The sequence below is a fragment of the Ralstonia sp. 24A2 genome (assembly GCF_051783885.1).
Taxonomy (GTDB): Bacteria; Pseudomonadota; Gammaproteobacteria; order Burkholderiales; family Burkholderiaceae; genus Ralstonia.
Genome location: NZ_JBPVZD010000002.1, coordinates 374652 through 393239 on the forward strand (window position 1 = coordinate 374652; position 18588 = coordinate 393239).

Annotated in this window: 12 protein-coding genes, 1 pseudogene and 2 riboswitches; of the genes and pseudogenes, 10 read left to right on the forward strand and 3 right to left on the reverse strand. The window is 64.1% G+C overall.

Annotated elements, in window-relative coordinates; translation table 11 throughout:
• Positions 1–231 precede the first annotated feature (231 nt).
• The 8 genes and pseudogenes from ACS13N_RS06575 to ACS13N_RS06610 form a co-directional block, all read left to right on the forward strand.
• Positions 232–360: pseudogene (locus ACS13N_RS06575) on the forward strand (ESPR domain-containing protein); the annotation flags it as partial.
• A gap of 12 nt (positions 361–372) precedes the next feature.
• Complete coding sequence (locus ACS13N_RS06580; RefSeq protein ID WP_438932802.1) at positions 373–2532, forward strand: YadA family autotransporter adhesin; 2160 nt, start codon at positions 373–375, stop codon at positions 2530–2532.
• A gap of 253 nt (positions 2533–2785) precedes the next feature.
• Positions 2786–3112: a hypothetical protein gene (locus ACS13N_RS06585; RefSeq protein WP_438930907.1), complete on the forward strand. Its 327-nt coding sequence runs from the start codon at positions 2786–2788 to the stop codon at positions 3110–3112.
• A gap of 378 nt (positions 3113–3490) precedes the next feature.
• Positions 3491–3588: riboswitch (glycine riboswitch) on the forward strand.
• A 13-nt stretch (positions 3589–3601) separates the two neighbouring features.
• Positions 3602–3728, forward strand: a riboswitch (glycine riboswitch).
• 126 nt (positions 3729–3854) lie between these two features.
• Positions 3855–4982, forward strand: a complete 1128-nt coding sequence (gene gcvT, locus ACS13N_RS06590; RefSeq protein ID WP_438930908.1) for a glycine cleavage system aminomethyltransferase GcvT — start codon at positions 3855–3857, stop codon at positions 4980–4982.
• Positions 4983–5023: 41 nt separating this feature from the next.
• Positions 5024–5404: a glycine cleavage system protein GcvH gene (gene gcvH, locus ACS13N_RS06595; RefSeq protein ID WP_438930909.1), complete on the forward strand. Its 381-nt coding sequence runs from the start codon at positions 5024–5026 to the stop codon at positions 5402–5404.
• An 85-nt stretch (positions 5405–5489) separates the two neighbouring features.
• Positions 5490–8429, forward strand: a complete 2940-nt coding sequence (gcvP, locus tag ACS13N_RS06600) for an aminomethyl-transferring glycine dehydrogenase (protein ID WP_438930910.1) — start codon at positions 5490–5492, stop codon at positions 8427–8429.
• Between the two features lie 162 nt (positions 8430–8591).
• Complete coding sequence (locus ACS13N_RS06605; RefSeq protein ID WP_438932803.1) at positions 8592–9704, forward strand: alginate lyase family protein; 1113 nt, start codon at positions 8592–8594, stop codon at positions 9702–9704.
• A 97-nt stretch (positions 9705–9801) separates the two neighbouring features.
• Complete coding sequence (locus tag ACS13N_RS06610) at positions 9802–11178, forward strand: L-serine ammonia-lyase (RefSeq protein ID WP_438930911.1); 1377 nt, start codon at positions 9802–9804, stop codon at positions 11176–11178.
• Positions 11179–11290: 112 nt separating this feature from the next.
• Here the strand turns inward: ACS13N_RS06610 and ACS13N_RS06615 are convergent, their stop codons facing one another.
• On the reverse strand, positions 11291–11782 hold the full coding sequence (locus tag ACS13N_RS06615; protein WP_438930912.1) for a GNAT family N-acetyltransferase: 492 nt from the start codon (positions 11780–11782) through the stop codon (positions 11291–11293).
• 610 nt (positions 11783–12392) lie between these two features.
• Here ACS13N_RS06615 and ACS13N_RS06620 point away from each other — a divergent pair.
• A complete protein-coding gene (locus tag ACS13N_RS06620) occupies positions 12393–13964 on the forward strand; it encodes a nucleotide sugar dehydrogenase (RefSeq protein ID WP_438930913.1) in 1572 nt (523 codons plus the stop codon).
• 137 nt (positions 13965–14101) lie between these two features.
• Positions 14102–16156, forward strand: coding sequence for an OPT family oligopeptide transporter (locus ACS13N_RS06625; protein WP_438930914.1), 2055 nt, complete (start codon positions 14102–14104; stop codon positions 16154–16156).
• Positions 16157–16192: 36 nt separating this feature from the next.
• Here ACS13N_RS06625 and ACS13N_RS06630 read toward each other — a convergent pair whose 3' ends face one another.
• Both ACS13N_RS06630 and ACS13N_RS06635 read right to left on the reverse strand, forming a co-directional pair.
• On the reverse strand, positions 16193–17326 hold the full coding sequence (locus ACS13N_RS06630) for a YbdK family carboxylate-amine ligase (RefSeq protein WP_438930915.1): 1134 nt from the start codon (positions 17324–17326) through the stop codon (positions 16193–16195).
• Between the two features lie 9 nt (positions 17327–17335).
• Positions 17336–18559, reverse strand: a complete 1224-nt coding sequence (locus tag ACS13N_RS06635) for a cation:proton antiporter (protein WP_438930916.1) — start codon at positions 18557–18559, stop codon at positions 17336–17338.
• Positions 18560–18588 lie beyond the last annotated feature (29 nt).

An 18588-nucleotide genomic window follows, 5' to 3' on the forward strand; every position in this document is an offset into this window, starting at 1 on the left:
AGGAAAGGTCTCCCGCCGCGCCACATCGTTTCAGCGTTGTCACGAACAGCAACACGACACACATGATGCAGCGTGTTATCAGCGCTTTCTGATTTTTCGATTTCCTCAATTCATTGCGATTGACATACAAATCGACGGAACAAATTCCGCGATTTATCCAGACTCTGCGGCCGCCGATACAGCGTTTGAATCGGCACTGAATTCGATTTTCATTTCCGCAGAGGGATTGACATGAACAAGGCATATCGCGTCGTTCGCAACAAAGCGACCGGCACATGGACGGCGGTTTCAGAAATTGCACGCGGGCACGGCAAGGGGCGCGCTGCAGTGCGTGCAGTCAGTTCTGTCTTAGTGGCGGGCGCGGCAGCTGTCTTGGCACCTAGCGCAATGGCGCAGTTGGTGGAGCAGGATCCCTCCAGTGGGACGATCACCATTGGCAGTGGCACCGGTGGATCAGTAGTCAACATTGCAAACGAACTTGGTGAGAGCCGCCGCCTGACGAACGTTGCCAATGGCCGGGATACAACCGATGCAATCAACTACGGCCAGTTCTCATCAGTCAACAACGGCGTTGCCAGGGCACTGGGCGGCGGCGCGGCAATTAATTCCGTTACCGGCGCTGTCACCGCTCCGACGTACAACCTCTACGCAGACCCGACGGACCCCACCGGGGCAACGGTGTACCGCGACGTCGGCAGTGCATTGGGCAACTTGAACAACCGCATCAAGGCCAATGGCGACAGCATCACCAACATCATCAATGGCAAGGCCGGTCTGGTGCAGCAAGCAGATGCCACGTCCGAGATCACCGTGGGTAAGGACACCGGTGGCACGGCCGTGAACTTTGCCGCGGGCAAGGATGCTGACGGTAACGCCATCACGCGCAAGCTGACCAACGTCACGGCAGGCACGGAGGGCACCGACGCTGTCAACGTCGGCCAACTCAACGGCGTCAAGGCGACGGCGGAGCAAGCCGCGTCAGACATTGTCAATGCCAACACGCTCAACGCGGCCAATGCAAAAACCGTATCGGACGCATTGGGCGGCGGCTCCACCGTTGGCGAAGACGGCAAGATCACCGCGCCGACGTACTCGTTGGCCACCAGCACCGATAACCCGGCCAAGACGGATTTCCACAACGTCGGCGATGCGCTGGGCAACCTCGATACACGCACCAGCCAGAACACGACGGACATCACGAACCTGAGCACGCAGATTGGCAACGGCTCGATCGGCCTCGTGCAACAGGCGGATGCCTCGTCCGTGATCACCGTCGCCAAGGACACCGCTGGCGACAGCGTGAACTTTGCCGGCAAGGATACCGACGGCAACGCCATCACCCGCAAACTGACCAACGTCACGGCAGGCGAGGCGGATACCGATGCCGCCAACGTCGGTCAGCTCAAGGCGGTCGGCAAGCAGGTGGCGGATCTGGACGCCAACGCCGTCAAGTACGACGCCAACGGCAACGTTGATCTGGCACGCAACGGCAAGCCGGCGCAGATCAAGAACGTGGCCAATGGCACCGAAGACGGCGATGCGGTCAACCTGGGCCAACTGAAGCAGTCCGGCCTGGTCAAGGACGACGGTTCCCTCGCCAACGTCGTGACGTATGACGACGACACCAAGTCGAAGGTCTCGCTCGGCGGCGCCAGCGGTACGACCTTGACCAACGTGGCGGCAGGTGCCGTGGCGGCGGATAGCATGGACGCGATCAACGGCGCCCAGCTGTATGCGACCAATCAGGCGGTTGCCTCGGCATTGGGCACCTCGCTGGGCGGGAATGGCGCGATCATCGCACCCAGCTACACGGTGGGCGGCCAGACCTACAACAACGTTGGCGATGTCTTCAAGAACCTGGACGGCCGGCTCACCGGCGTGGAGCGGGGCGAAGGCAGCGGCGGCAACGGCGGTTCGAGCGACCCCAGGTTCATTGGCAGTGGCAGCGGTAACGCCAACGTCGGTGACAAGGAGAACGCGCAAGCCACGGGGACGAACGCCACGGCAGCCGGCGCGAAGGCAACGGCTTCGGCAAACAACAGCGTGGCAATGGGCGCAGGCTCGACAGCCTCGCACGAGAACAGCGTGGCGGTGGGCGCGGGCTCGGTGACGGATCGCACTGACTCGGTGTCAGTTGGCGCTGTCGGCCAGGAACGCGCGATTACCAACGTGATGGCCGGCACGAAGGACACCGACGCCGTGAACGTCCAGCAACTCAAGAGCGAGACCGCCAAGGTCCAGCAAAGCGTCGACACGCTGCAAAGCCAGGTCAACCAGCGCTTCGATCAGCTCGACAACCGCGTCAATCGCGTTGGCGCCATGAACGCCGCCATGACAACGATGGTCGCCAGCGCCGCCGGCCTGCAGACCGACAACCGCATGGCGATCGGCACCGGCCTGTACCGTGGCCAGACGGCCCTGGCAGTCGGCTACCAGCGCAAGGTCGGGTCGCGTGCCACGGTCACGATTGGTGGCTCCACCGCCGGTGGCTCCGAGTACAACGTGGGCATTGGTGCAGGCTACGGCTGGTAAGCCGTTGATGCATTGGAGGTGTAGCAACGGGCGCATCGGCTTTGGCCGCTGCGCCCTTTCTTTTGGTGGATGCCTGCGCCGACATGCTGGCCGGATGCCCGCACTCGTTTGCGCCCCGCGCTTTCCTCCGCAGTCGTTACACGGCTTACGCGCGGTTACACGAAGGCCGTAAGCGCGCTGGCAACACGGTTCGTTATAGCCAGGACAGCGGCTAAATCCATCGGTCGCCCGATCACCACCTGGAGAGAACACCATGAACCGCATCGTCCAAATTCTGGCTGTGTCCGCCGTCACCCTGGCCGCTACTACCGGCGCCTTCGCCCAAACGCAGTGGCAGAAAGATCACCCGCGCCGCGCCGAGGTGAACCACCGTCTCGCCAACCAGAACAAGCGCATCCACAACGAAGTGAAGGAAGGCGAAATCACCAAAGGCCAGGCCAAGGCGCTGCACAAGGAAGACCGCCAGATCCGCCAGGAAGAGCGCGACATGGCCGCTCAAAATGGTGGCCACATCACCAAGCAAGAACAGCGCACCCTGAACCAGCAGGAAAACAAGGTGAGCCGCCAGATCGGCAACTGATCACCGGCTGACCAACGACCCGCACACCGGCCACACCCCGGGGCATGGCGATACCGCCAGCGCCCCGAGGGTGTGGCCGTTGTCTTTGGCCTTTCCGCTTTTGACGTTCCTGCCCTAGATGGCGCCTTGAATTTCTGTTGCAGGGAGGAAAAAGGAAGGGAAACTGTCTGAGCGAAGCGAGTTTTTCCCTTCCCCTCCCTGCGACAGAAATTCAAGGAAGGGGTCGCCATCTCGGGCGCGCCTTTCTTTGCTTACTTTCTTTGGCAAGACAAAGAAAGTGAGTCAGCCCCGGCAGGGGATGGACCACCAGCAATAAACCCCAGCCTAAGACCACCCTCACCCCCAATTGACAATCCCTCCCCCCTTCCGTAAATTCCGCCCATCCATCCGGGAGAGCGTGCCCGCCGCACACGGCAAGGCACCGCCGAAGGGGTAGCACCCAAAAACTCTCAGGCACCAAGGACCGGGCGGATCGGCCAGACATGCGTCTGACCGCACTCTGGAGAGCTGGCGCCGCACGACCACTGCGGGCGCCCACCGAAGGGGCTCACGAACGGCGCGCACCGCTATGCGCCCCGCTCGCAATCTCTCAGGTACCAAGGACAGAGGGGCCATCTGCGCGGCTTGCATCTTCATGGCGTCACCATGAGGCATCAGGCTGCGCAGGTGGCCTTTTTGCTTTTCTGGTCCCGAATAACGCGCCACGCCGAGGCCACCGGCGGCGCCCAAGCCGAGAGATTCCATGACGCTCCAACACACGCCGCTCAACGCCATCCACCGCTCGCTGGGCGCCCGCATGGTCGACTTTGGCGGCTGGGACATGCCCGTCAACTACGGCTCCCAGATCGAAGAACACCACGCCGTGCGCCAAGACGCCGGCATCTTCGACGTCTCGCACATGTGCGTGGTCGACCTCACCGGCGCGCGTGTGCGCGATTTCCTGCGTGGGCTGCTCGCCAACAACGTCGACAAGCTGCAGACGCCGGGCAAGGCGCTCTACAGCTGCATGCTCAACCCCAAGGGCGGCGTGATCGACGACCTGATCGTCTACTTCTTCCGTGAAGACTGGTTCCGCCTGGTGGTCAACGCCGGCACCGCTCCGACCGACCTGGAATGGATCGTCGCCCAGAACGCCGCTGCTGGCACCAACGTGACCATCACGCCGCGCCGCTCCGACAACAACGCTGGCACCGAGCCGCTGGGCATCGTCGCCGTGCAGGGCCCGAACGCCCGCGCCAAGACCTACGCCGCGCTGCCCGGCACGCAGGCCGTGGGCGAAGCGCTCAAGCCGTTCAACGCAGGCTTCGTCACCGTGGATGGCGTGGGCGAGATCATGGTCGCGCGCACCGGCTATACCGGTGAAGATGGCTTCGAACTGGTGGTGCCCGCCTCGCAGATCGCCGGCGTGTGGGAACGTCTGCTGCAAGCCGGCGTGCGCCCGGCGGGCCTCGGCGCACGCGACACGCTGCGCCTGGAAGCCGGCATGAACCTCTACGGCCAGGACATGGACGACCACGTCTCGCCGCTCGACGCGGGCCTGGCCTGGACGGTCGACCTGCAAAGCGAACGCGACTTCACCGGCAAGGCTGCGCTGCAAGCCGGTGGCCAGCGCGACCAGTTCGTCGGGCTGATCCTGCGCGACAAGGGCGGCGTGCTGCGCGCCCATCAGAAAGTCATCACCACCGCTGGTGACGGCGAGATCACCAGCGGCACCTTCAGCCCGAGCCTGTCGCTCTCCATCGCGCTGGCGCGCTTGCCCAAGGATGTGGCCCTCGGCACCGACGTGCAGGTCGAGATCCGCGACCGCAAGTTGACCGCGACTGTGGTTAAACTGCCGTTCGTGCGCAATGGCAAGGCGCTGGTCAGCTGAGTCCCGAATTCCCCTATTCCAATATTTCTGGAGAACCTTTCATGAGCAACATCCCCGCCGATCTGAAGTACACCGAACACGACGAGTGGATCCGCGTTGAAGCCGACGGCACGCTGACCATCGGCATCACCGACTTCGCGCAAGACGCGCTGGGCGACATCGTGTTCCTCGAGCTGCCGGACGCTGGCCGCGCCGTTGCCAAGGACGAAGCGATTGCCGTGGTGGAATCGGTAAAGGCGGCTTCCGACATCTACGCACCGGTGTCGGGCGAAATCGTCGCCAAGAATGAGGATGCTGCTGGCGCACCGGAGTCGGTCAACGCCGACGCCTACGCCGCGTGGCTGTTCAAGATCAAGCCGACCAACGCCGACGACGTGAACGCCCTGCTGTCGGCCGAGCAGTACACCGCCAAGATCGGCTAAGCCGGTCTTTCAAGCCGGTGCGCGCGCGCTGACCTGCGCCGCGCATCGGCTTTTTGCTGCATTGCCTGAATTTCGAGCCCTTGCCATGAACGCTCCGCACCCCGCTTCCTCGGCGCTTGCTGCCGAACGCCCCACCCTGGCTGACCTGGAGGCGCGCGACGCCTTCGCGCACCGCCACATCGGCCCGTCTGCTGAAGAGCAGGCCACGATGCTCAGCACGCTGGGCTACGCCAGCCGCGCCGCGCTGATCGACGCCGTGATCCCGCCCGCCATCCGCCGCCAGGACGGCATGCCGCTGGGTGAATTCACGCAGCCGCTGACCGAAGAAGCGGCACTGGCCAAGCTGCGCGGCATCGCCGGGCAGAACCGCGTGGTCAAGAGCCTGATCGGCCAGGGCTATTACGGCACGCACACGCCGGGCGTCATCCTGCGCAACATCCTCGAGAACCCGGCCTGGTACACGGCCTACACGCCGTATCAGCCGGAAATCTCGCAGGGCCGCCTGGAAGCAATGCTGAACTTCCAGCAGATGGTGATCGACCTGACGGCGATGGACATCGCCAACGCGTCGATGCTGGACGAAGCCACCGCCGCCGCTGAGGCGATGACGCTGCTGCAGCGCATCGGCAAGTCGAAGTCGACCGTGTTCTTCGTGGCCGACGACGTGCTGCCGCAAACGCTGGAAGTCGTGCGCACGCGCGCCGAGCCGATCGGCGTGCAAGTGGTAACCGGCCCGGCGGCTGAGGCTGCCAAGCACGATGCCTTTGGCGTGCTGCTGCAATACCCGGGCGCCAACGGTGCGCTGCTGGGCGATCTGGCAACGTACCAAGCGCTGACCGATGCCGTGCACGCTGCGGGCGGTCTGGTCGTCGCCGCGGCTGACCTGCTCGCGCTGACGCTGCTGGCCGCGCCGGGCGAATGGGGTGCCGACGTCGTGATTGGCAACACGCAACGCTTCGGTGTGCCGTTCGGTTTCGGTGGCCCGCACGCTGGCTACATGGCCGTGCGCGATGCGTTCAAGCGTTCGATGCCCGGTCGCCTCGTTGGCGTGACGATCGATGCGCAAGGCAACTCGGCCTACCGCCTCGCGCTGCAGACGCGCGAGCAGCACATCCGCCGTGAGAAGGCCACCTCGAACATCTGTACCGCGCAGGTGCTGCTGGGCGTGATGGCATCGATGTACGCCGTCTACCACGGCCCGCAGGGCCTCAAGCGCATCGCCCAGCGCGTGCACCGCCTGACCGCCACGCTGGCCGCCGGCCTGCGCGCGATCGGCTACACGCTGGAATCCGATGCCTTCTTCGACACGCTGACGGTCACCACCGGCCCGCGCACCGCCAACCTGCACATCGCTGCACAGACGCATGGCATCAACCTGCGCCAGATCGACGACGCACGTCTGGGCATCTCGCTGGACGAGACCGTCACGCGTGCTGACGTGGTTGCGCTGTGGGACGTCTTCGCGCACGCCGCCCACGCTGCCGCGCCGGACTTCGACACGACCGAAGCAGCCGTCGCTGATGCCTACCCGGCAACGCTGGTGCGCCAGAGCGCGTACCTGACGCACCCGGTCTTCAACGCGCACCATTCCGAGCACGAAATGCTGCGCTACCTGCGCAGCCTCGCCGACAAGGACTTGGCGCTCGACCGCACGATGATCCCGCTCGGCTCGTGCACGATGAAGCTGAACGCCACCGCCGAAATGCTGCCGGTGACGTGGCCCGAGTTCTCGAACATCCATCCGTTCGCGCCGGCCGACCAGACCGTGGGTTACCGCGAGATGATCGACCAGCTCGAGCAGATGCTGTGCGCCGCCACCGGTTACGCGGCCATCAGCCTGCAGCCGAACGCCGGTTCGCAGGGCGAATACGCCGGCCTGCTGATCATCCACGCCTACCACGCCAGCCGTGGCGAAGCGCACCGCAACGTGTGCCTGATCCCGTCGTCGGCGCACGGTACGAACCCCGCATCGGCGCAGATGGCCGGCATGCAGGTTGTCGTCGTCGCTTGCGATGAGCGCGGCAACGTCGATCTGGCTGACCTGGAAAAGAAGGCCGCCGAGCACAGCAAGAACCTCGCGGCGATCATGATCACCTACCCGTCCACGCACGGCGTGTTCGAGGAAGGCGTCAAGCGCGTCTGCGAGATCGTGCACAGCCACGGCGGCCAGGTGTACGTCGATGGCGCCAACATGAACGCGATGGTCGGCACGGCAGCGCCGGGCCACTTCGGCGGCGATGTTTCGCACCTGAACCTGCACAAGACGTTCTGCATTCCGCACGGCGGTGGCGGCCCGGGTGTCGGTCCGGTGGCCGTTGGTGCGCATCTTGCGCCGTTCCTCCCGGGCCGCGCGGCTTCGGGTGAAGACGCCAGCCAGAACATCGGCAATGTGTCGGCTGCAGCGTTCGGCTCGGCCTCGATCCTGCCGATCTCGTGGATGTACATCGCCATGATGGGCGCAGCCGGCCTGACCGCCGCCACCGAGACGGCCATCCTGTCGGCCAACTACGTGGCCAAGCGTCTGGCGCCGTACTACCCGGTGCTGTACACGGGCGCGCACGACCTGGTGGCGCACGAGTGCATTCTCGACATCCGTCCGCTGCAGAAGGAATCGGGCATCAGCAACGAAGACATCGCCAAGCGCCTGATGGACTTCGGCTTCCACGCACCGACGATGAGTTTCCCGGTGCCGGGCACGCTGATGATCGAGCCGACCGAGAGCGAGCCGAAGGTGGAACTCGACCGCTTCATCGACGCGATGATCGCCATCCGTGGCGAAGTCGACAAGGTGATCTCGGGCGAATTCGACCGCGAGGACAACCCGCTCAAGCACGCGCCGCACACCGCTGCCGTGGTGATGGCCGATGCCTGGTCGCACAAGTACACGCGTGAACAGGCCGCCTACCCGGTGGCATCGCTGCGCAAGCAGAAGTACTGGCCGCCGGTTGGCCGTGCCGACAACGTCTACGGCGACCGCAACCTGTTCTGCGCCTGCGTGCCGATGAGCGAGTACGCGCAAGACTGAAGGCGGGCCTGAGGTGACGCGGCAACCGGTGCCTTAGCCAGTTACCGCGTCACATGTAACCGGGCGCAATCGCTGTAACCCGCTCTGACAAACGCCGCTTCTGGGCGCCTCACCAAGTAAGGTGACGACCGTTCACCTGATCGATGAGGCCCCTCCATGCCGATGCTCCACCGCGCCCCGCTCCTTCGCCTGCTTGCCTGTGCTGCCGCTGTTGCGGCGTGCAGTGCTTGCTCGCCGACACAGGCAGGTGCGGCCTCATCGGTGTACGCTGGCGCGCACAGTCCGGCTGGTCCGGCGCGCGACTGGTGCAGCGTTTCGCCGGCGCAGTCTGGTGATCCGGCTGCCGTCAAGCTCATCGCCCGCGCCACCCAGCACCTCACACAGACCCCGCATCCGCTGCCGCGGCTGCACACCGAAGGCACGCTGCCGCATCAGGGCATCTACGACGAATCCGTCGTCGCCGCGCGTGACTTCCCCGTCATGCGCGACGCCGCGCTGGCCTGGCGACTCACCAGCGACAAGCGCTTTGCCGAGCAGGTCGACACGTTCCTGCACGCGTGGGTTGGCACCTACGTACCGAGCTTCAACCCGATCGACGAGACGAAGTTCGATGCGCTGATCCAGGCTTACACGCTCGCGCGCGACGGCCTAACGCCGGGCACGCGTGAAGAGGCGCAGCGCTTTCTGCGCACGCTGGCCGAGGGCTACATCACGCGTACCGATGGTGCCCGCAAGCCGCTGTCGCACACGTGGGTCAACAATTGGCAAAGCCACCGCATCAAGCTGATAGCGATGTCCGCCGCCGCGCTGGGTGACCGTGCGCTGATCGAACAGGTGCACCGCCTGTTCCTGCAGCAGCTCGCCAACAACGTGCGCCCGGATGGCTCGGTGGAAGACTTTGAAGACCGCGATGCGCTGCACTACGTCGTCTACGACCTGGAGCCGCTGACGATGGCCGCGATTGCCGTGCAACCGTTCGGCCAGCACTGGCTGCGCGAGCGTGCGAGCAATGGCGCCACGCTCGCCGCCGCCATCGACTGGCTCACGCCGTACGCCGACGGCAGCCGCACGCATGAGGAATATGTCCACTCGCACGTCGCCTTCGACAAGAAGCGCGCCGATGCGGGCCTGCCCGGCTTCTCCGGCCAGTGGGAGCCGAAGAGTGCCGGCACGCTCTACTGGCAGGCCGCACGACTGGACCCGAAATACCGCCCGCTGGCCGAACGGCTGGCCGCCACCGCGCCAGATTGGCTGGCGCCGTGCGCGGCCCGTTGATCGGCGCATCATTGCAGTAGACAGCGGGTACGAACCACCCAGAGCAAGTGGCCACAAGCCGACTTGTCCTTCCTAAAGTCCCCCGGAGCCTTACCCCATGGCTGTTTCTGTTTTCGACCTCTTCAAAATTGGCATCGGGCCTTCCAGCTCGCACACCGTCGGCCCGATGCGCGCCGCGCTGATGTTCGCCACGGCCCTCGAAGCCGATGGGCTGATGCCGCAAGTCGCCAGCGTGCGCGTGGAGCTATATGGCTCACTCGGCGCCACCGGCAAGGGCCACGGCACGGACCGTGGCGTCATCCTCGGCCTGATGGGCGAGGCGCCGGACACCATTGACCCCGACACCATCGATACCAAGCTGGCGGAGCTGCGCAAATCGCAATCGCTGTCACTGTTGGGGCGCCATGCGGTGCGCTTTACCGAGAAGGAACACATCGCCTTCTACCGCCGCGAGGCGATGGCCGAGCACCCGAACGGCATGAAATTCCACGCCTTCGATGCGGCCGGCGAGCGGCTGCGCGAGGCACGCTATCTGTCGGTTGGCGGCGGCTTTGTCGTCACGGCCGGTGCGCCGAATACGCAGGTGCTCTCTGCGCATGACCAGTTGCCGCATCCGTTCCGCAGCGGCAAAGATCTGCTGACGATGTGCGAAGCGACGGGTAAGTCCATCGCCCGGTTGATGCTCGAGAATGAACTGACCTGGCGCACCGAAGCTGAAGTGCGCGCTGGCCTGCTCAATATCTGGCATGTGATGCAGGCGTGCGTGGCGCGCGGCTGCCGCACGGAGGGCGAGCTGCCTGGCCCGTTCCATGTGCGCCGTCGTGCGGCTGAGTTGTATTCACGGCTGACCGGGCAGGCCGAGCGCACGCTGTCCGATCCGCTGTCGGTGATCGACTGGGTGAACCTGTACGCCATCGCCGTCAACGAGGAGAACGCCGCAGGCGGGCGTGTGGTGACGGCACCGACCAACGGTGCGGCCGGCATCATCCCGGCGGTGATGCATTACTACGATCGCTTCGTGCCCGGCGCGAATGACAACGGCATCGTGGATTTCCTGCTCACGGCGGGTGCGATCGGCATGCTCTACAAGATGAACGCGTCCATCTCGGGTGCCGAGGTCGGGTGCCAGGGTGAAGTGGGCGTGGCGTGTTCAATGGCCGCTGGGGCGCTGGCTGCCGTGCTGGGCGGTACACCTGCGCAGGTCGAGAACGCTGCCGAGATCGGCATGGAGCACAACCTCGGCCTGACGTGCGACCCCGTTGGCGGGCTGGTGCAGATTCCGTGCATTGAGCGCAATGCGATGGCTTCGGTGAAGGCCGTGAACGCGGCGCGCATGGCGTTGCGCGGTGATGGTACGCACTACGTGTCGCTCGACTCCGTGATCAAGACGATGCGGGAGACGGGGGCGGATATGAAGACCAAGTACAAGGAAACGGCGCGGGGTGGGTTGGCTGTGAATATTGTGGAGTGCTGAGGCTGAGGGTGAACGCAGGGCCTCAAACCGGCACGCGCCACCGTTTGAGGCTCAGCGATGTCTAGGAAATCCGGCGCGACTCAACAAGAGAAGCAGTTGCTCGACGCCTGCATTAAGCCGACCCGCGAAGCAGGTTCGGCTTGCATGCACTGTTGGGACCGGCCCTTTCCATCAGGACATACGGGCCTTCCGGACCGTCAGCCTCACTGCGTACGTGCCACCCCCGAGACTGATAGAACTGCTTGGCACGCGCATTCGCCTTGAGGCATTTCAGTGTAGGTACGCTGGAAAAGTACTTGTCGCAGCCGGCCAATAACATCGTTCCTACACCCAGCCCTTGATGCCGAGGGTGAACAAATAGATTGTGTAAGAAGCTGTCGTCCTGCCATACAGACGCAAAGCCGATGGGATGGGATGCATGCTCGGCTACCAGAATCCTCTCACCTGCGGTGCTCACATCAAAGTCTTCCAGCTGATGGGTGCCAACGGTCACCCACGAGAAAGCGGCATCGCGCGATATAACAAATAACTTGCGAAGGGCCTCACGATCGGCCTCAACAAACTCTCGCACGATGACCTGCATGTTTCTGCCCATATCGCTCATCACAAAGACTGAAGCATCTGGCTAGCGTGGGTCCACAGGAAGGACCCACCGGCACTTTCCAGAAAGTAACGTTGGCGCTTCGGAAGCGCTTGTGCAGTATGCCCCCCCATCCGGGTTCAGGTCGAACGCCTCGGAATGTCTGCTATCGACATCAGCATTCATCGAGCAGCCAAGGGTTGACACGCACGGGTGGGGGGCTGACTGCCATCTATGAGGGTGTTTGGCTCACGGTTGGGTGTTTGAGGTTCACCTGCCTTTCGTCCCCTGCCGGGGCCGACTCACTTTCTTTGTCTTGCCAAAGAAAGTCAGCAAAGAAAGGCGCGCCCGAGATGGCGAACGATTCCTTGAATTTATGTCGCAGAGAGGGGGGAGAGGAGGCAAACTCGCTGCGCTCAGACAGCCTCCGCTCTTTTCCTCTCTGCAACAGAAATTCAAGGCGCCATCTAGGGCAGGAACGGCCAAACCGTTGGTTCGCGAGTGTTGTCGCTCGGGGGCTTGGCGGTTTGGCCGTTTTGTATTTCTGCATCGACTCGAGGGCGATTGCCTTCGGTTTGCGACACCAGATGTCACGCAAACCTGCGCAAACATCGGAGCATTCTCATACGCGCAAATGTTGTCGGCGCATAACTTCGAGGCAGCCCATTCGTATGTCGCCAGCCTGGCGATCGATCGGCAAGCTCAGTTCACTCCATCAGAACACACGCTTGCAGCAGAAGACCTTGCAAGGGTGTGTTCGCGCCGCATGCGGCCAGCTCGGAGAAGAGGCCGGCATCTGCATGTCTGCCGCATTACGTTCATAAAGGAAATCGCGACGTCTTCTCGCGAGAAATCTTTTGTTGTGGAATCTCATCTCATTGCCCATGCACCACACATCCATGGCTCGACCCCGGCCGGAGACACGCGCGAGATGCAGTGCATCGCCGTGGTCGGCCTCGGCTATGTTGGTGCACCGCTGGCGCATGCGTTCTCCAAACATTTTCGGGTGTGGGGCGTGGATATCAATGCTGCCCGTGTGGCGGAGTTGAGCGAAGGACATGACCGGACCCATGAGCTCTCCAGCGAGGAACTACGGAATGCCTCGATCCGGTTGACGACGGATGCATCGGTACTGGTGCAGGCTGACATCATCATCGTTGCCGTGCCGACGCCGGTTGACGGCGCTCGTATTCCGGATCTCGAGCCCGTGAAGCAGGCATCCATTGCAGTGGGCCAGCACATGAAGCGTGGCGCAATCGTGGTGTATGAGAGCACCGCCTATCCCGGTGTGACCGAAGAGGTCTGCATTCCGGTGCTTGAGCACCACAGCGGCTTGAAGCATCTGCAGGACTTCCACGTTGGCTACTCGCCCGAACGCATCAATCCAGGCGATCGCGTACACACACTTGCCACGACGACCAAGATTGTGTCGGGCGACACGCCGCAGACGCTTGATACGCTGATCCGGCTGTACGGGTCGATCACGCACGTGTATCCGGCAGCGAGCATCAAGGTGGCGGAAGCGGCCAAGGTGCTGGAGGACACGCAGCGCGATGTGAACATCGCCCTGATGAATGAAGTCTCGCAACAGTTCAGCACGCTCGGTGTGGACACCCATGACGTGCTGGATGCCGCGCGCAGCAAGTGGAATTTTCTGGATTTCCAGCCCGGGCTGGTGGGCGGCCACTGCATCTCGGTGGATCCGTATTACCTCATGCACAACGCGGCGACTTCTGGCTTCAACGCAAGCCTGATCCTGTCTGCCCGCGAGACCAACGATGGCATGGCACGGTTCGTCGTCGACCAACTGCTTCACTGGATGACGAAATGCCATCTGCTGCATCCGCAAACCATCGTGACGGTGCTTGGCGTCACCTTCAAGGAAGACGTGCCCGATGCCCGCAACTCGAAGGTGATCGACATCGTGAAGGCACTCGATAGGCTGGGCATCCGTACGCAAGTGGTCGATCCGCTGGCCGACGGCGATGACGTGGCGCATACGTACGGTGTTCAACTGATCCCACTGGCCGAGGTCCGGCCCGCCGATGCCATCGTGCTGGCCGTTCCCCATGCAGAATATCGAGAGGGCGGCTGGCCCCTGATCGAGTCACTGGTCAAACCTCACGCGCAGTTTGTGGTGTGCGATCTGAAGGCCGTACTGGATCGAGATCTTCGGCCGGAACACGCCATGCTCTGGCGCCCTTGAGACCGAGAGCTACGGTGCATCGATCACCTGTGTGTCTAAACCCGATTTAGAAGAAGCTCAAAACAAATCATTCGTCCTGTCGCATCCCGCCCCTCCTATAATCCGGGCCACAAAAACCCTCATCGGAGCCCCGCAGGATGCAATCTCCTCATCCTCTCAAGCACATTCCGGTAGCGACCCTGCCGGAGCTGACGCTGCGCGGCATGATCCTCGGTGCCATCATCACCGTGATCTTCACCGCCTCGAACGTGTACCTCGGCCTGAAAGTGGGCCTGACCTTTTCTTCGGCGATTCCCGCGGCGGTCATTTCCATGGCCGTGCTCCGCATGCTCGGCGGCACCAACATCCTCGAGAACAACATGGTGCAGACGCAGGCGTCTGCGGCCGGGACGCTGTCTTCCATCATCTTTGTTCTGCCGGGCCTGGTGATGATCGGCCACTGGCAGGGCTTTCCGTTCTGGCAAACGTTTGGCGTGTGCATGGCCGGCGGCATGCTGGGCGTGGTGTTCACGATTCCGCTGCGTCACGCGATGGTGGTGCAGAGCGATCTGCCCTACCCCGAAGGCGTGGCCGCAGCGGAGATTCTGCGCGTGGGCAGCGGTCACTCCGCTGACGGCACACAGGCCGTCAATGGCGATGCCGTGCCGGCGGCCACCGGCATGCGCGATCTGGCGGCGGGCGGCATCGTCGCGGCAGTCGTGGCATTTGCGACCAGCGGCCTGCGCGTGCTGGGCGAAGGGGCGAGCTGGTGGTTCGCGGCAGGGGCCTCGGTGGTGCGCTTGCCACTGGGCTTTTCAACGGCACTGCTGGGTGCCGGGTACCTGATCGGCCTGATGGGCGGGCTGGCCATGCTGGTGGGTCTGGTAATCGCCTGGGGCATCGCCGTGCCGTACCTGACTGCCATCACGCCAATGCCGGAAGGCAAGGCGCTTGCCGCCTTCGGTGCAGACGTCTGGCGTACGCAGGTGCGCTTCATCGGTGCGGGTGTGATCGCCGTGGCGGCCGTGTGGACGCTCGGCACGTTGATCGGCCCGGTGGTGCAAGGCGTCAAGCGCTCGTTCGGCAGCCTGCGCCCGCAAGGCGACGCCCGCCAGCGCACTGAGCAGGACATGGCGCCGCGCTGGATTTTGCTCGTCACGCTGGCGATGGTGGTGGTGCTGGTCATCACCTTCGCAGCCTTCCTAGCGCCGACGATGCTGTCGCCCAGCTCACGCTGGACGCTGATCGCCTGCGCGGTGGTGTTTGCGGTGGTGTTCGGTTTTCTGGTGGCGGCGGCGTGCGGCTACATGGCCGGGCTGATCGGTTCGTCCTCAAGCCCCATCTCGGGGATTGGCATGATCGCCATCACGCTGGTGTCGCTGCTGCTGTTGGCCGTGGGGGCGGACAACGGCATCGTGGGTTCGCCCGAGGCCAGCAAGCTGGGCATTGCGCTGGCAATCTTCACGACATCTGCCGTGGTGGCGGTGGCCACCATCTCCAACGACAACCTGCAGGATCTGAAGACCGGTTGGCTGGTCGGGGCCACGCCGTGGCGCCAGCAGGTCGCGCTGCTGGTGGGCTGCGTGGCGGGTGCGGCGGTCATCTCGCCGGTGCTGGAGCTGCTCTACAACGCGTACGGCTTCCCGGGTGCGCTGCCGCGTGCGGGCATGGACGCCGCGCAGGCGCTGTCCGCACCGCAGGCGACGCTGATGACGGCCATCGCCACCGGCATCTTCACGCACAAGCTGGAATGGAACATGGTGATCACCGGCACCATCGTCGGCGCCATCCTCATCGCCATCGACTGGGTGCTCAAGCGACGCGGTGGCGCGGCACGGCTGCCGGTGCTGGCCGTGGGCATCGGTATCTACCTGCCGCCGACGGTGAGCGCGCCGCTGGTGATCGGTGCCGTGCTGGCGTGGGTCATTGAGAAGATGCTCGCCAAGCGTGCCCAAGCTGCCGGCGTGCCGTATGAGCGCTATGCAGAAGTGCCGAACCGCCACGGCGTGCTGCTGGCCTCGGGCCTGATCGTGGGCGAAAGCCTGGTGGGCGTGCTGATGGCGGCCATTATCGGCACCACGGGCACCGATGCGCCGCTGGCGATTGTCGGCGCCTCGTTTGAAGGCGCCGCGCAATGGCTGGGGCTGATCGTGTTCGCGCTGATCTGCTGGGCGTTTGCACGCCGCGTGCTGGCGGTGCGCCCCGCTCAATGATCAAGCGCTAGTCACTCCGCTTACGCAGGCGTCGAATCAAGCGGGCTGCGCAAGGGCCTGCGTCCACCGCCCGCAACCACGTCGCACGGTCTCGTGCAGGTTGCGGGTTTCGTTCTGGGCTTTGCGGATCCACTCGGCATCCGTGTCGCGCCCTTCTACCACCTCCCGCACCATGTCGAGCGCACCTTCGGATGACAGCGCCTCGGCATGCGTTGACAGCACCTTGCTGGTTTCCAGGATGTGATCGGCCAACGCGCCACGGTTGCCGGTGGCCGCATCGACGTATTCGCCCGCCAGCCCGAAGCGGCACGCCTGGAAACGGTTGAAGGTGTAGACGAGGTAGTCGTCTTCCACCGGCATGAACGGGCGATCGAGCAACAGCCAGCGGCCCAGCGCCTGGATGTACGCGGCAATGGCGGCAGCACGCTCCACCGTCAACGGCGTATCCATCACGCGGACTTCGATCGTGCCGTACCTGGGGCTTGGGCGGATGTCCCAGTAGAAGTCCTTCATGCTGTCGATCACGCCGGTGGCGTGCATCTTGTCGAAGTACGCGTTGAAGGCGTCCCAGGTGAGCACGAAGGGCGCGCGGCCCGACATGGGGAAAGCGCTGACCGAATTCATGCGCGCCGAAGCAAACCCGGTATCCACCCCTTGCACGAACGGCGACGACGCCGCCAGCGCAATGAAGTGCGGCACGTAGCGTGACATGGCGTGCAGCAGGTACAGCGCATCGTCCGGGCTGGAGCAGCCCAGGTGCACGTGCTGGCCAAACACGGTGAACTGCTTGGCCAGATAGCCGTACAACTCCGAGATGTACTGATAGCGCGGCGATTGCGAGATCGTGCGCTGGCTCCACTGCTGGAACGGGTGCGTGCCGCCACCGCAGATGCCGATGTTCAGCGCCGTGGCCGCTTCGGCCATGCGGTCGCGCATCTCGCGCAGTTGCCAGAGCGCCTCGTCATGGCTGTGGCAGATGCCGGTGGAGATCTCGATCATCGAGTCGGTGATCTCTGGCTTGATGTCGCCGGGGTACTCCTTGCCCTTGAGCATGCGCAGGAGATCAGGCGATGCCGAGGCGAGGTCGTAGTCGTGACGGTTGACGAGCTGCAGCTCCAGCTCAACGCCAAACGTGAGGGCTTCGGATTTCGAGAACGGTTCGAGGGACATGCCTACCTCTTAGCGATTGTCGTTGCCCTGACGCACCTCACCGGCCCAGCGCAGCGACCGCGCAGTCAGGATGGGCGCAGCAATCTGCTGGATCGCCAGCGTGCACAGGATGATGGCGGCCAGCGGTGCGCCGGTCTGCGGGTAGAGCGCCGCCGTATCGTGCATCAGCAACCATGACAATCCCGACATCGGCCCCAGCGCCAGGCCCAGGGCTACGCTCTGGCGCATCGACAGCCCCGAGAACGAACCCAGCGCCGTCGTACCCGCCAGCTTGGCAACGAAGCGCGCCAGCACGAGTGCCACTGCCGCCACCCCGCCGATGGCCCAGTCCGATGCGGTGATCGGCAGCCCAAGCGACACGATCATCACCACGATCAAGATGCTGCCCGCGCTGCCGAAGTGCGACGGCCATACGCGCGGATGCGCATCCTGGTACTTGAACACCACGCCCGCCAGCAACAGCGTAAGTGGCACCGACAGCTTCAGCAGCTTGGCCATCGCCAGCGCAAACAGCACCAAGCCCACCAACACCAGGAACGCGTAGTGATCGTCACCCGCCATGCGGTGATACAGCGCATGGCCCGCCTTGCCGACCACCCACGCGAGTAGCACGGAGCCGGCCAGCAGATAGAGCGGGTGGATCAACGCGGCGGCCCAGTGGCCGTATTCGCTGTGCAGCCAGCCGGCGGTGAGCGGCACCAGCACGCTCGCATAGATGCTGTTGAGCGCGCCCAGCGAAAGCAGCCGTTCGGTCACCTGACCTTCGGCGCGCAGTTCGTTCTTCAGTTGTAGCAGCACGGTGGGCGAAGTCGCCACTGCAATCGCGCCGGCCGCCACTGCCACCGGTGTTGCCACGCCAAACAGCTGCAGCACCCAGGTAACAAGGCCCCAGGTCAGCAGGCTCTCGAAACCACTGGTGAGCAGCAGCCAGCGATTGGCGCGCAGCCACTCGAACGAGAGCCGATGCCCCAGCTCGAACAGCGCCAGCGCCAGCGCCATCTCGATCAGGATGTGGGTCTGGTCGAGCATCTCGGCATCGATCAGCGGACGGCCGAGCACCCCGGCCGCCAGCCCCGCCACCGCGTAGCCGACGATGCGCGGCAGCTTGAGCGCCACGCGCGCAAACTCGCCGCACAGCGCTGCACCCACCAGCGCCAGCCCGATCCAGAACAGGCCGCCCGGAGCGGGAGGCCACGAAGGGAAGAGATCGTGAAGTCCTGTCATGGGCGACATGGTACCCGAAGCACCCGAGCGGGAAAGTC